15 protein-coding genes are annotated in these 12,926 nt (G+C 64.7%); 8 read left to right on the top strand and 7 right to left on the bottom strand.

Annotated elements, in window-relative coordinates:
* Positions 1-5 precede the first annotated feature (5 nt).
* Positions 6-1,157: an efflux RND transporter periplasmic adaptor subunit gene (locus tag QRN13_RS05500; protein ID WP_284877147.1), complete on the bottom strand. Its 1,152-nt coding sequence runs from the start codon at positions 1,155-1,157 to the stop codon at positions 6-8.
* A 169-nt stretch (positions 1,158-1,326) separates the two neighbouring features.
* On the opposite strand from QRN13_RS05500, the gene lepA reads away from it, so the two are divergent.
* Positions 1,327-3,135, top strand: coding sequence for a translation elongation factor 4 (gene lepA / locus QRN13_RS05495; protein ID WP_055754055.1), 1,809 nt, complete (start codon positions 1,327-1,329; stop codon positions 3,133-3,135).
* Between the two features lie 58 nt (positions 3,136-3,193).
* Here lepA and QRN13_RS05490 read toward each other — a convergent pair whose 3' ends face one another.
* Complete coding sequence (locus QRN13_RS05490) at positions 3,194-3,394, bottom strand: hypothetical protein (protein ID WP_284877146.1); 201 nt, start codon at positions 3,392-3,394, stop codon at positions 3,194-3,196.
* A gap of 90 nt (positions 3,395-3,484) precedes the next feature.
* Between QRN13_RS05490 and QRN13_RS05485 the strand changes: the two genes are divergently transcribed.
* Both QRN13_RS05485 and QRN13_RS05480 read left to right on the top strand, forming a co-directional pair.
* On the top strand, positions 3,485-4,045 hold the full coding sequence (locus QRN13_RS05485; protein ID WP_284877145.1) for a GbsR/MarR family transcriptional regulator: 561 nt from the start codon (positions 3,485-3,487) through the stop codon (positions 4,043-4,045).
* 52 nt (positions 4,046-4,097) lie between these two features.
* A complete protein-coding gene (locus tag QRN13_RS05480) occupies positions 4,098-5,087 on the top strand; it encodes an SRPBCC family protein (RefSeq protein ID WP_284877144.1) in 990 nt (329 codons plus the stop codon).
* A gap of 32 nt (positions 5,088-5,119) precedes the next feature.
* On the opposite strand, the gene QRN13_RS05475 is transcribed toward QRN13_RS05480, so the two are convergent.
* On the bottom strand, positions 5,120-5,449 hold the full coding sequence (locus QRN13_RS05475; protein WP_242078065.1) for a DUF1491 family protein: 330 nt from the start codon (positions 5,447-5,449) through the stop codon (positions 5,120-5,122).
* A gap of 55 nt (positions 5,450-5,504) precedes the next feature.
* Here QRN13_RS05475 and QRN13_RS05470 point away from each other — a divergent pair, with 55 nt between their 5' ends.
* Positions 5,505-6,365, top strand: a complete 861-nt coding sequence (locus QRN13_RS05470) for a hypothetical protein (RefSeq protein ID WP_284877143.1) — start codon at positions 5,505-5,507, stop codon at positions 6,363-6,365.
* Positions 6,366-6,754: 389 nt separating this feature from the next.
* Here QRN13_RS05470 and QRN13_RS05465 read toward each other — a convergent pair whose 3' ends face one another.
* On the bottom strand, positions 6,755-8,461 hold the full coding sequence (locus tag QRN13_RS05465; RefSeq protein WP_284877142.1) for an ATP-binding protein: 1,707 nt from the start codon (positions 8,459-8,461) through the stop codon (positions 6,755-6,757).
* A 164-nt stretch (positions 8,462-8,625) separates the two neighbouring features.
* Between QRN13_RS05465 and QRN13_RS05460 the strand changes: the two genes are divergently transcribed.
* A complete protein-coding gene (locus tag QRN13_RS05460; RefSeq protein ID WP_284877141.1) occupies positions 8,626-9,063 on the top strand; it encodes a SufE family protein in 438 nt (145 codons plus the stop codon).
* A gap of 61 nt (positions 9,064-9,124) precedes the next feature.
* On the top strand, positions 9,125-9,793 hold the full coding sequence (locus QRN13_RS05455) for a hypothetical protein (protein ID WP_284877140.1): 669 nt from the start codon (positions 9,125-9,127) through the stop codon (positions 9,791-9,793).
* A 136-nt stretch (positions 9,794-9,929) separates the two neighbouring features.
* Here QRN13_RS05455 and QRN13_RS05450 read toward each other — a convergent pair whose 3' ends face one another.
* Complete coding sequence (locus QRN13_RS05450; RefSeq protein WP_284877139.1) at positions 9,930-10,127, bottom strand: hypothetical protein; 198 nt, start codon at positions 10,125-10,127, stop codon at positions 9,930-9,932.
* A gap of 248 nt (positions 10,128-10,375) precedes the next feature.
* On the opposite strand from QRN13_RS05450, the gene QRN13_RS14665 reads away from it, so the two are divergent.
* Positions 10,376-10,792, top strand: a complete 417-nt coding sequence (locus tag QRN13_RS14665) for a DUF805 domain-containing protein (RefSeq protein ID WP_350224839.1) — start codon at positions 10,376-10,378, stop codon at positions 10,790-10,792.
* A 351-nt stretch (positions 10,793-11,143) separates the two neighbouring features.
* On the opposite strand, the gene QRN13_RS05445 is transcribed toward QRN13_RS14665, so the two are convergent.
* Together QRN13_RS05445 and QRN13_RS05440 are read right to left on the bottom strand one after the other, a co-directional pair.
* Complete coding sequence (locus QRN13_RS05445; protein ID WP_284877138.1) at positions 11,144-11,563, bottom strand: hypothetical protein; 420 nt, start codon at positions 11,561-11,563, stop codon at positions 11,144-11,146.
* A 315-nt stretch (positions 11,564-11,878) separates the two neighbouring features.
* Positions 11,879-12,340, bottom strand: coding sequence for a MarR family winged helix-turn-helix transcriptional regulator (locus QRN13_RS05440; RefSeq protein ID WP_284877137.1), 462 nt, complete (start codon positions 12,338-12,340; stop codon positions 11,879-11,881).
* 141 nt (positions 12,341-12,481) lie between these two features.
* Here QRN13_RS05440 and QRN13_RS05435 point away from each other — a divergent pair.
* On the top strand, positions 12,482-12,926 hold a 445-nt coding region (locus QRN13_RS05435), incomplete at its 3' end, for a PAS domain-containing protein (protein WP_284877136.1).

Genomic DNA, 12,926 nt, shown 5'->3' with positions numbered 1-12,926 from the left:
CGATCCTAGCGCGCGGCTGCAGCGGCGGGGGCAGCGGCGGCCGGTGTCGCCGGCTGGGGCGCCGCGGTCGCCGGGGCCACCGTCACATGGTCGCCTTCGCCCAGGAAGCCTGCGCCCTGAACCACGACGCGCTGACCGGCCTGGACGCCCGTGACCGCGACGCGGTCGCCGCTGCGAACCCCGGTCGTGACCGGGACGAAGCGGACGATATCGCCCTGACTCACGACATATACGCCGGCCTTGGCCTCGCGATAGACCACCGCAGAGGACGGTACGACCAGGGCGGGCTGATCGCCGACGGCGATCTCGGCGCGGGCGAACATGCCGGGCCGCAGCTGGGCGCCGGGCGCCAGGGAGATGCGAGCCAGGCCCAGGCGGGTCTGCGCATTGACCTCGGGCGTGACGATGCGGACCGAGCCGGTGGTCTGGCCAGCCTCGCTGGAGGTCACGATCGCGGACTGTCCGGTACGGACCAGGGACAGTTCGGTTTCCGGCACCTGGGCGTCCAGCTCCAGCCGGCCGTCGCGCACCATGCGGAACAGTTCGGTCCCGGCGGCGATGATCTGGCCCTTGGTGACGCTACGGCTGATGATCAGGCCGCTGACGGGCGCGCGGATGGTCGCCTGCGACAACTGGGTCTGGGTCTGGCTAAGGGCCGCGCGGGCGGCGGCCAGATTGGCGTTCGAGCTGCGCTGGTTCGCCAGGGCCGTATCCAGCGACGCCTGGCTGAGGAAGCCGCGTTCCTTCAGCTGCTGCGCGCGATCAAGCGCCGCGTTGTCGCGCGCCACATTGGCCTCGGCCAACTGCACCTGGGCCTGCTGCTGGCGCAGCTGGGCGCGCAGCAGGACGTCGTTCATCTGCACCAGCGGCTGGCCCTGACGCACGTAGGAGCCTTCGTCCACATAGACGGCGACGGCGGTCAGGCCGCCGGTCTCGGCCGCCACCGGCACCTCTTCCCAGGCGGAGACGGAGCCTGAGGCGCTGACCGTGCGGGCCAGATTGATCTGGCTCACGGTCGCGGCGGTCACGGTCTGGCGCGCACCGGCCGCCTCCTTGCCGTCGGCCTTCTTGTCGTCTCCGCCGCCGCAGCCGGCCAGCACCAGGACGGCCAGAACGGCCGCACCGGCCAGAAGTGTGGGTCGGGTCGTCTGGAGCACGGAAAAACGTCCTTGAAGAGCGATCAGGCGATGGCTGTTTCCCTTATAGCGTCCAAGGGCCGCGCTCAAAGACAAACGCCATCATTGCCAAGCTGTAATACGCGGTCGTGCTGGCTGCGGATTGTGCCGCGTCTGGTCCCCGGCGCCCGCGCGTGATAGGGGCGCGCGGATGACGACTCCCCCGATCTCGAACATTCGCAACTTCAGCGTGGTCGCGCACATCGACCATGGCAAGTCGACCCTGTCCGACCGCCTGATCCAGCACACCGGCGGCCTGACCGCGCGCGAGATGTCCGAGCAGGTGCTCGACAATATGGAGATCGAGAAGGAACGAGGCATCACCATCAAGGCCCAGACCGTGCGCCTGACCTATCGGGCCAAGGACGGGCAGGACTATATCCTGAACCTGATGGACACGCCGGGCCACGTGGACTTCGCCTATGAGGTCAGCCGGTCCCTGGCCGCCTGCGAAGGTTCGCTGCTGGTCGTGGACGCCTCGCAAGGGGTCGAGGCCCAGACCCTGGCCAATGTCTATCAGGCCATCGACAACAACCACGAGATCGTCCCGGTTCTGAACAAGGTCGATCTGCCGGCCGCCGAGCCAGACCGCGTGCGCGCCCAGATCGAGGACGTGATCGGCATCGACGCCTCCGAAGCCGTCCTGGCCAGCGCCAAGTCCGGCATCGGCATCGAGGAGGTGCTGGAGGCCATCGTCACCAAGCTGCCGGCGCCCAAGGGCGATGTGAATGCGCCGCTGAAGGCCATGCTGGTCGACGCCTGGTACGACCCTTACCTCGGCGTCGTTGTCCTGGTGCGGGTCTTCGACGGCGTGCTGAAGACCGGCATGCGGGTCAAGATGATGCGCAACGGCTCGACCCACCTGATCGACCGGGTTGGCGTCTTCCTGCCCAAGAACACCCCGGTCGACCAGCTTGGCCCGGGCGAGGTCGGCTTCATCACCGCCCAGATCAAGGAAGTGGCCCACGCCGCCGTCGGCGACACCATCACCGACGAGAAGAAGCCGACCGCCGAGCCGCTGAAGGGGTTCAAGGAAGTCCAGTCGGTGGTCTTCTGCGGCCTGTTCCCGGTGGACGCCGCCGACTTCGAGGACCTGCGCGCCGCGATCGGCAAGCTGCGCCTGAACGACGCCTCCTTCACCTATGAGATGGAAAGCTCGGCGGCGCTGGGCTTCGGCTTCCGCTGCGGCTTTTTGGGTTTGCTGCACCTGGAGATCATCCAGGAGCGCCTGAGCCGCGAGTTCAACCTCGACCTGATCGCCACGGCGCCGTCCGTCGTCTACAAGATCGGCCTGCGCGACGGCTCCGAAATGGACCTGCACAACCCGGCTGACCTGCCCGACGTGATGCAGATCGAAACCATCGCCGAGCCTTGGATCAAGGCCACCATCCTGACCCCGGACGAATACCTGGGCGGCGTCATCAAGCTGTGCCAGGACCGTCGCGGCCAGCAGATCGAACTGTCCTACGTCGGCAACCGCGCCATGGTGGTCTATGAGCTGCCGCTGAACGAGGTGGTGTTCGACTTCTACGACCGGCTGAAGTCGATCTCGAAGGGTTACGCCTCGTTCGACTACGAGATCACCGAATACAAGGTCGGCGACCTGGTGAAGATGTCCATCCTGGTCAACGCCGAGCCGGTCGACGCCCTGTCCATGCTGGTCCACCGCGCCCGCGCCGAGACGCGCGGCCGGGGCATGGTCGAGAAGATGAAGGAACTGATCCCGCCCCACCTGTTCCAGATCCCGATCCAGGCGGCCATCGGCGGCAAGATCATCGCCCGCGAGACCGTGCGCGCCCTGCGCAAGGACGTGACCTCGAAATGCTACGGCGGCGACGCCACCCGCAAGAAGAAGCTGCTGGAGAAGCAGAAGGCCGGCAAGAAGCGCATGCGCCAGTTCGGCAAGGTCGAAATCCCGCAGGAAGCCTTCATCGCCGCCCTGAAGATGGACGAGGATTGATCCCGCGCTGGACCTCTCCGTCTCCGCCGGGGGAAGGGAGAGGTCTTGGTGCGCGGCCTCAGTGCGCGCCGTTCAACTGCTCGAACACCGCGTCGTAGCCATTCGCTTCCGCAAACCGCAGCGGCTTGACCCGCTCGACCAGGATTTCGCCGCGCGGGGTCTCGCCGCGTTCGATCAGGCCGATGACCTCGGCCGTATAGTCGGCCAGCGGCATGGAGGCGGGGTTTTCCGCATGGCCCGGCATCAGGTCGGTGGCCACGCTGGGCGGGCCCCAGTTCCAGCACCTTGACCGCAGTGTCCGACAGTTGACTCAAAACGCCGTTCGTCGTTTATTTCTGTTATGACAGAAATGAATGACCGATCGTTGCCGCTTGCCGTTGAGCAGATCGTGCTGCGCTGGGGCGACCTTGGCGGTCAGTGGGGGGTGAACCGTTCCGTGGCTCAGATCCAAGCGCTTCTGTACCTTAGCGAGAAGCCTCTCACTGCCGAAGACATCGCCACGACCCTGGGTTTGGCGCGGTCGAATGTGTCCAACAGCCTCAAAGAACTTCTGACGTGGAAGCTCATCCACCGTGTTCCGGTCTTGGGTGACCGCCGTGATCACTACGAGGCTGAAACCGACCTCTGGCAGATGGCCACCAAGGTGGCGCAGGGTCGCAAGGCCCGTGAGATCGACCCGATGGTCGCGGCGATCAACGATGCCGTGGCGAGCGTCGATGGCCAGGGGGCAAGCATAAGTCCCGAGGTGCGTGCGCGTTTGGAACGGCTTCAAGGGTTCGTCAACACGGTCGACGGCTGGTATCAACAGATGCTTGGCGTCCCCCCCGAAACACTGATGCGACTGATCCGCATGGGGTCGAAAGTCGTGAGCCTTCTCAAGTTTGTTGGGCCGAAAGATCGCAGATCTTGAATCATTTGGCCTGTGATTTCTCTTTTTACAGAAACAAAAGACGGAGCTGGTCGTGGTCGACGACAACGTGACGACGCAGAAGCGTAGGCTGCATAAACGCCTTCTGTCTGGCTTCGGCCTTGCGCTGGCGATCGCGCTGAGCGCTTTTCTGCTGCTATCCGCATCGAAATCAGGCTCGATCTGGTTCGCCAGCATCTGGTTTCTGGCGCTGCTTCCGGCCGTCCTGTGCGCCTTGATCTGCTACATCGGCGATCCGGATCGAACCCGAACGACCAGCTTTTACTGGCTGGTCCCCTGTCTGCTGGGGGTCTTAGTCTGCCTGGCTTCCTATTTCGTCCTGCAAGAAGGCGTCATCTGCATCGTCATGCTGTCGCCCGTCTGGCTCGTCAGCGGCTGGGCGGGAGCCTTCATCATGCGCTCTCAACGCCATCGTAAGGGCAAGACGCTGCAATCCAGCTTTCTGATCATTCCCTTGGCGGCGGCCATGGTGGAGGCGCAGCTTCCGACGCCTCATGAGGCTGTCGCCGTCAGTCGCACGGTTATCGTGCGCGCCGCGCCTGAGGACATCTGGCCCTACGCCGTCGCGAGCCATGACATTCGAGCAGACGAGGGACGCTGGACCATCAGCCACGACGTGATCGGCATTCCACGCCCGACGGAGTCCCGCGTTGTCGGCTCCGGCATCGGCGCGGTCAGAACGGCCTACTGGGGGGATCACGTCAACTTCGAGGAGCGGATCGTTGCCTGGGCGCCGGGCCGTAAGTTGGGCTGGGACTTCAACTTCACCAACAGTTCGGTCCAGGACTACACAGACAAGCACATCTCGCCGGACGGCGAGTTTCTGACGATCAAATCCGGAGACTATGTGCTGCGCCGCATCTCGCCCCATCAGACCGAGTTGACCCTGACGACTCGCTATGTCGCTAAAACGCACGTGAATCCGTACGCGAGAATTTGGGGCGAACTGATGATGGGCGACATCCATGACAATGTGCTCAGCATCATCAAGGCAAGAGCGGAGCGCGATGCGGCCCTAGGTTAGAGCGCGATGGCGTGGCGGCTTCTTGAGCCGACCTATCCCTGCACCTTTTCCGTAATGAAGTGCCGCCCCTGACGGTCCTCGATCTCGACCACCCACAGGTCCGGGTCATACCCGCGCTGGCGGGCGATATAGGCGTCCAGCTCGCTTTCGCTGTCGGAGGTGACGGGCTGGATCCACAGGCGGTCGCCGTCGGTTCCGAAGGCTTCGGTGAACAGGCGGGCGGTGCGAGTGGAGGTGTCGTAGGCCTTGACGATGACCGAGCCGGCGCGGGCGTCGCCCTTTTTGACCACGGTGGCATAGGCGCCCTCGATCTGGGCGCGGCGGATCAGGGCGCTGACCCACAGGTCGCTGGAAAGAAGCAATTCGCTAACCCTGCTCGAACACGGAACCCCAACCCTGGCGCGCTAGGGTCGGGGCATGAGGATAGGCCTTTCCCCCCGGCAAGCCAGAGGTTTCCTGTCGGCCGTGCTGATCGCCGCGACCCCCGTCGCAGCCTTCGCCGCGCCGCAGGACCGCTTCTATGAGCGCAGCTTCGTGCTGGCCGCCAACGACCGCTGCGGCCTGTTCGAGCCGCAGCTGACCGCCGCCCTGACGGCTGCGGCCTGGCAGGCGCGGGGCGCGGCCCTGCGCGCGGGATCCAACGACCGGCAGCTGGCCGAGACGGCCCAGCGGGCGCGGGCGCGCGCGAACACGACGCCGTGCGGCTCCACCGACCTGAAGACGGTTCAGGGCCGGGTCCAGACCGCCTTTTCCGGCTGGTCGCGCACGACGCGGATGGAGTTTCCCGGCGATCGCCGAAAGTGGAGCGCGGACCGCGCGGCCTATGCGCGCCCGACCTGGCGGCTGATGCAGGCGACCGTGACCGGCGCCTCGCCCGTGCGGTTCGGCGTGGTGGGCGGCATGGACCGGCCCGATCAACTGGCCGCCGTCGTGTCCTGGCAGGGGCGCTCGCGGCCGACCGGGGTGCGGGTGGTGATGCGCGACCACACGGTGGCGCCGCGTCCGTGGCTGTCGCACGACCTGCCGCCCGCCGCGCAACGCCGCGCCTTCTGGGCCGCCGGCGTGACCCGCGCCGAACCGATGCTGTTGCCCGAAGGCCGTCCGGCCGGTCAGGCCTGGCTGTTCCCCGCCGCCGCCGCCGACGCCCTGTCGGCCCTGGACCCGCGCGAGGTCTTCACCGTCGAGTTCCTGTTCCGCGACGGCAGCATCGCCCGCTCCACCTTCGAGGCCGGCGACTTCGCAGCGGGCCGGGCCTTCCTGGCGATGGGGCAGGTTTAGGGGGCGGGACGACCCAAGGCATCGCCAGCTTACAAACCGATCTTGCGCTTTACAGCCTTCGGCCTAACGTCGATACATGATCTGGCTTCTTCTAATTCCGCTCATCGTACTGTGGGCGTTCCTACAGAAGCATGGCAACGGCCAATCACGCGGCTCGATGCGCTATCAACGTCGCAAGGCGCGAACGCTTGGAATCGAGCCTTCCGAACTTCTTGTAAATCATCGTGGCAGACCGGTTGAAAGCGAGTCTGACTGGCTGGCTTGGACGCGGCATCCACTGGCTTGGCTTTTGCCAATCGGACTTTGGGCTTTGCTTTTAGGCGAGCCGGTTTTCGATTGGATAAGACGTCTTTTCTGAGCGCGTCGCCATTTCGAGAGTGTGAGGATCTTCAAGCCTCGACAGTGACCGGCGTCTCATCGACAGCCGTCTCGCTTGTCTCCGCCGCCACCATCACCGGCAACCGGATCATCACCGCTGCGCCTTCGCCCAGGGTGCTGTCGATGGTCATGCGGCCGCCGTGCAGTTCGGTCAGGCTGCGGACCAGGGACAGGCCCAGGCCGGTCCCTTGCGCCTTCTGATCGGCGCCGCCGGCCTGTTCGAAGGGGCGGCCCAGGCGTTGAAGGTCCTGCGGCGCGATGCCGACGCCGGTGTCGGAGACGGCCAGATCCAAGTCCGGTCCGTCGGCGTCCAGGGTGATGGTGACCGAGCCGCCCGCCGGGGTGAACTTGACCGCATTGGACAGCAGGTTCAGCGCCATCTGCTTCAGGGCGCGGGCGTCGGCGCGGACCTTGATCGGCTCGGACGGCAGGACGGCGGCTAGCTCGACTCCCTTGTCGTCGGCCTGCAGCCGGACCAGGGCGACGGCGGCGGACACGGCGTCGCGGGCGTCGAAGGTCTCCATCGCCAGCTGGTAGCGCTCGGCCTCGATCTTGGACAGGTCCAGGACGTCGTTGATCAGGTCCAGCAGGTGTCCGCCCGCCTGGTGGATGGCGTCGGCGTATCCGGCGTAGCGTTCGGGCAGGGGGCCGAACAGCTTCTGGCGCATGATGTCCGCAAAGCCGAGCACTGCGTTCAGGGGGGTGCGCAGCTCGTGGCTCATATTGGCCAGGAAGCGGGTCTTGCCGGCCGACTGGGCCTCGGCCTCGACGCGGGCGGTTTCCAGCCCTAGCTCGCGGGCGAACTGGGCCGTGCCGTCGAACGCCTGGGCGATCAGGCGCGGGCGGTCCGTCTCGTGCTGGAACGGCCCCAGGATCATGACGACGCGGCGGTCCAGGGCGATGCGCGGCGTGAACTGGACCTCGACCGACTGGCCCGACAGGGCGCGGGCCAGGGCCGCAGACACGGCCGGGCGATCCGGCGCATGAACGGCCGAGATCAGGCCCTGTTCGGTCAGGGCCAGCACCGACAGGGCGGGCGGCGGCGTGCCCCAGGTGGCGACCGCGCGGCCCGACGGATCGAGCAGCAGGGTCAGGGCCGGCTGATCCTCCAGCAGGGCGGCGATCCGGGCGGCCTCGTCCTCGGCTTCGGCCAGACGACGCTGGCGCGCGCTCCAGGTCAGGCGCATGGCGGCGATGATCGCGCCCATGGCCAGCAGGCCCGAGACGGCGGCCAGCAAGGGGCCTTGCGCCTCCGCCCCATTCAGCCAGGTCGAGATCAGGCCTGCCAGCAGCGGCAGGGTCACCGCAAAGGCGCCCACCCGGGTCAGACGATCGGCGCCGACGCGGGCATGATGCACGCCGTGATCTAGGGCGATCCCCGCCGCCAGCGGCGTCAGGATCAGACCGGGCAGGGCGCCGGTCACGCCGCCGGTCAGGCCGGCCGAGGCGGTGGCGGCCAGGATCCAGCCGCCCATGACCGCCAGCCTCAGCCCCACGCTGTCGCGCACCATCAGTACGACGCCGAACACGCCGGGGAAGGCCATCAGCAGCAGGGCGGCCAGCGGCGCGTCCTTCAGCCCGTCCATCATCTGGGCCGCCAACGCCGTCAGGGCCACCGCCACCGCCCAGATCGCATGCCATAAGGCGACCAGCGGGGCGCCCAACGCCGCGTCGTGCGTCGGGTCGTCCTCGAATCTGGCGTGGGCGTCGGGTTTCAAGAAGGGCGGGCCATGGGTTTCGTCTGCGCCCAGACTAGGGCTGCGGCTGAGTCGGTGCGAGGCCGCTCGCCCCTGAGGCGAACCCCATTGCGGCGTTCACCATGAATATCGGGGGACAAAACGGCCGGTTGTCGTTAACGGCCGCACGGCCTATCTGGCGGCGCATGACCGACCGCACGCCCCCGGCCGACACCCTGGACCAGACCCTGGCCGAACTGGCCGAGGATTTCGACCTGCTGGGCGATTGGGAGCAGCGGATCGAATATGTCATCGAGCTGGGCAAGGGGCTGGCTCCGCTGGACGAGGCCGACCGCACCGAGGCCAACAAGGTGCCGGGCTGCGCCGCCCAGGTCTGGCTGGCGACGACGCAGGACGACGGGCGGCTGTGGTTCGCCGCCGACAGCGACAGCGCCCTGTCCAAGGGCAATATCGCCCTGCTGCTGAAACTCTATTCCGGCCGCACGCCGCAGGAGATCGTCGCCTTCGACGCCCGCGCGGCGCTTGATCGGCTGGGCCTGCCCTCGGCCCTGACCCGCCAACGCGCCAATGGCTTGAACAGCATGGTCGGCCGCATCCGCGAGGCGGCGCTGGCGGTTCAGTAGTCGGGGGTTGCAACCGCCGGCCCGGCGACCCACGATCGCGGGGTCGTAACCGGGGGCGCGAATGGACCTGCTGAAGATCCTGCGCAGTTTCGAGGAGTTTCTCTTCGAGGCGGTCAGCTGGCTGGTCTTCTATCCCCTGACCCTGTGGCGCATCCTGCGCGGGCCGCTGGCGGCGATGGACTATTCGGACCGCGAGCAGAGCGATAGCGAGGAGCGTCGCTACGACGACGCGCTCAGCCCGCCGCTGTTCCTCTTGGCCACCATCGTCCTGACCAATCTGCTGTCGATGGCGCTGCATGTGCCGCCGCCGCCCGAGGCGACCGACCTTAGCCGGGTGGTCTATGCGTCCCAGCAGAACCTGGTCCTGTTCCGCTCGCTGGCCTTCAGCCTGATCCCGCTGGTCGCCGCCGTCACCCTGCTGCGCCACGAGAAGAAACGCATCAGCCGCGAGACCCTGCGCGCACCCTTCTATGCGCAATGCTATCTCGCCGCAGTCTGCGCCGCCTTCGTCTCGGCGGGCGGGACCATCTTCCAGCGGCCCGAACTGCCCAATGCGGTCGGCGCCGCGATCATGATCGGCGGCACGGCCTGGTTCGTCGTCGTGCAGTCCCGCTGGTTCGCCCGGCGGCTGAACGTGTCAAAGGGGCGCGGTGCCGTCATCGCCGTGCTGGCCCTGATCCGGGCGCTGATCTACCTTCTGGTCATCCTGATCCCCATCGCTCTGATCTGAGCGGACAACACAGGATGCAATGGGGGCGCTCTTGTCAGCGCATCGCGAAATCTAAGCGAAGGTCTGCTTGCCGGCGCGATGGCCATTGCGGATTTCGACCCTAAGCAGACACCCACTCACCACAAGGCCGCGACGGTCAGTGCTGGCGACGGGACTTTTTCAGGCGATCAAGAAGTATGGCTCCGCCAGCGGTGCCCATGCACATCGGAAAGACCCAGGGCTGATACTGATCCCCGTTGGCTCCAAAATGATAGAGGAGGCCGACGACGACCGTGGCCAACGTACAAACCGCAAGGGCTGCGTTGGCTGCAAAATAGAGCGGGTCGCGGGTCATATCTGAACCATCAACAGTTGCGATGACCGAGCTAATCAGACCATGTCGCGATTGTCCATGGCACTTCCGCTGACCCTCCCTAGCTGAACCGCGCGGAGTCCGCTTTCAGACCGTCACCGGAATGTCGGTATTCCGGCGGGACGCCAACTTCGCAAGCCGACCCTCAGCTGCCATCCGAATGACCACTCGCATTGCCCTCGAGCTGGCTGTCGCCTAGGTTGTGCGGGGGGCAATGGATGTGATTTTCCATGAACGGCTTGGGATTAAACGGACGGATGGGCCGACGGGCTTATGGGCTCTTCACTTTGGCCCTGATAGCGGCAGTCTATGGGTTAGCCAGCATTGATGCCGGCGAGACCTCAGCACATCTTATCAACGAGCCTTGGACGATTATGGGTCGCGCGCTAGACAAATGGATCCAATTTGGTGGTCCGGGTTCTTCAGTGCCTGATACACTCGTTTCTCTGGCAATTGCAGCTAGTGCGATGTGGGCGGTCTTGGTGACCAACGTTCGTCGCTTGCGGGACATTGGCCAATCACCAGCGTGGGCTGTGCTGCTGATCGTTTCTGGCGTGATGATCCCGGCGATGATCTTCCTCAGCTTCGTCCCATCAGATCTCGAGGGTCAGCCTACACAATCGGCTAGGCCGTCGCCGGCACCTTAAGTTTAGTATCAGCCGGATTGGGCGAAATTAACCCTGGAAGCTAGGACTGTAATCGACCGGGCGTGGACCTATTCAGCAGCCGGATATTTCCGGCGCAGCAACCTGAGCCGCGCTCGTTGAACTGGCGGCGACAGAGAAACCGCAGCCGACACAACACAGGCCACGCCGCCAATGATGCCAGAGATAATCAGGTCGTGGGTGATGGCGATTGCTAAGCCGAACGCTACAACAGATGGAAGCGCGGCTGCCACTACGATAACGCGGGCTCTTGTGATCATCGCAGCATTTTGCGGCGCATGTCTGAATGGGCGGCTAATGACCGCTCATCATCCATTGCGGAAAGCCACAACGTCAGATTTGCTGAGTTAGAATATCAATTTCTCGAAACCGAAGTAGCGTTCCCACAAGCGAGACTAGTGGCAGCAGGGCTAGGCCTGCAAAATATAGAGACGTTGCGACCGCTGTGCCGCCCCAGCCAAATCGGCCATCTGCCATCGGCGCGGCCCACACCAACCCACCCGCCAGAAATAGAACGATCACCAGAGCAAGCGACGGCCCCATCACCGTAGCAAGTTCAGCCTTCTGACGCTCCGTAGCGGCTTTTCTTTCTACTCTCGTAGTGTTGAGAAGGTCGATGAATCCAGATTTCACAAGCAGCACGAGGCCGAGAACGAATGTGCTGACCGGGATTACGAGCGAGTAGATGAGGCCAGATGGATAGGCCCCATCTGGCGCGTGCCGCCAAAAGATCGCACCAGCGATCATGACCAAGGAAATCGCGCCGACCACAGCAGCCCGCCGCCGTCTATCTGTCGTCATTGTATTTGTTGCCTAAGTCCGCCGTCAGTTCTAGCCAGATCATGCCCCCGCCGATACCTACGTTCCACCCCTAGCTGACGCCAACCACGACCGCTTTTTAGGCCAAAGGATGTACGTCCGCTCTCAGCGCTTCAGGCTGGGACCGCAATCTACCCTGAGCAGACATATTCCGTCAGGGACCACGGCGGCGAACCTACGATAAAGTCGCCATGACACGACTTCACGATCCTCACGTCGGCTTCGAACCTCGGCGGAATAGTCGAGTGGTTACGGCAGCGCTTCGTTCATGTCTTGCAGTAGCCGTGTGAGGGCTGCGATCTGGTCTGGTCTGATTGGAAGTTGCCGGACGACTTCGCGTCGTACCGCGAGCAGCTCGTGACGAAGTTCCCCCGCCTTCGTTGTCGCCTGGACCCACACCCGTCTCTCATCGCGATCGTCGCGTTTGCGAGTGACAAGCTCTGCTTTTTCCATGCGTTTAATGAGGGGCGTCAAGGATCCCGTCTCCAACGAGATCCGATCTCCCAAGTCGCCCATGGTCGTCGGCCCGCCGAGTTCCCATAGCGCGATAAGGACCAGATACTGCGGGTGCGTGAGGCCAAGCGGAGCCAGGAGCTTTCGGTAAAGCCGCGTAATGAGACTGCTGCTCGTTTGGAGCGCCAGGCAGAGCTGTTGATCGACATACAGCTCTGACAGATCGTCTGTTTCCGCCGGCTGTCGCGTTGGGCTCATCGGACCTTATCCAAAAGAGAAGGGTCAAAGTTAACACTGCCGCCCGCAATTAAATCAAGTGTGATACAATCACTGTTAAGGTTCTTCGCTGAATATCGGATCTGCCCTCTCGAGGGCCGATGGGAGATGATGATGTTCGGCTTGGGATCAAAGACTCGCACAGCGCAGCAGGCTGTTGATTCAGAACTGCGCAGCATGGTGGAGGCCTTGCATCGATCACAGGCGGTGATTCAGTTCGATCTGGACGGCACGATCCGGGACGCGAACCAGAACTTTCTGTCGGTCGTCGGCTATGCGCTCGGCGACATCGTGGGGCGGCATCACCGGATGTTCGTCGATCCGGCCGAGGCGCAGTCGCCGGCCTATGCCGAGTTCTGGCGACGATTGAACGCCGGCGAGTTCGTGGCGGACAAGTTCGTGCGCTACGGCCGGGGCGGCAAGCGTGTGGTGATCGAGGCCAGCTACAATCCGATCCTGGACAGCGACGGCCGGCCCTACAAGGTCGTCAAGTTCGCCATGGACGTGACCGCAGTGGAAGAGGAGCGCGAACGCCGGGCCGAAGCGGACCGTCAGGCCGCTCAGGTTC

Origin of the sequence: Brevundimonas sp. MEB006b (assembly GCF_030209705.1) — a bacterium.
Classification (GTDB): domain Bacteria; phylum Pseudomonadota; class Alphaproteobacteria; order Caulobacterales; family Caulobacteraceae; genus Brevundimonas.
The sequence above is the reverse complement of the archived record's forward strand: the minus strand, read 5'-3'. Positions and strand labels throughout refer to the sequence as shown.

What these genes read in the sequence shown, in the direction of transcription:
- QRN13_RS05460 (WP_284877141.1), top strand. Translation starts at nt 8,626, where the DNA reads ATGACCGACCGCACGCCCCCGGCCGACACCCTGGACCAGACCCTGGCC.
- QRN13_RS05485 (WP_284877145.1), top strand. Translation starts at nt 3,485, where the DNA reads ATGAATGACCGATCGTTGCCGCTTGCCGTTGAGCAGATCGTGCTGCGC.
- QRN13_RS14665 (WP_350224839.1), top strand. Translation starts at nt 10,376, where the DNA reads ATGAACGGCTTGGGATTAAACGGACGGATGGGCCGACGGGCTTATGGG.
- QRN13_RS05450 (WP_284877139.1), bottom strand. Translation starts at nt 10,127, where the DNA reads ATGACCCGCGACCCGCTCTATTTTGCAGCCAACGCAGCCCTTGCGGTT.
- lepA (WP_055754055.1), top strand. Translation starts at nt 1,327, where the DNA reads ATGACGACTCCCCCGATCTCGAACATTCGCAACTTCAGCGTGGTCGCG.
- QRN13_RS05470 (WP_284877143.1), top strand. Translation starts at nt 5,505, where the DNA reads ATGAGGATAGGCCTTTCCCCCCGGCAAGCCAGAGGTTTCCTGTCGGCC.
- QRN13_RS05455 (WP_284877140.1), top strand. Translation starts at nt 9,125, where the DNA reads ATGGACCTGCTGAAGATCCTGCGCAGTTTCGAGGAGTTTCTCTTCGAG.
- QRN13_RS05440 (WP_284877137.1), bottom strand. Translation starts at nt 12,340, where the DNA reads ATGAGCCCAACGCGACAGCCGGCGGAAACAGACGATCTGTCAGAGCTG.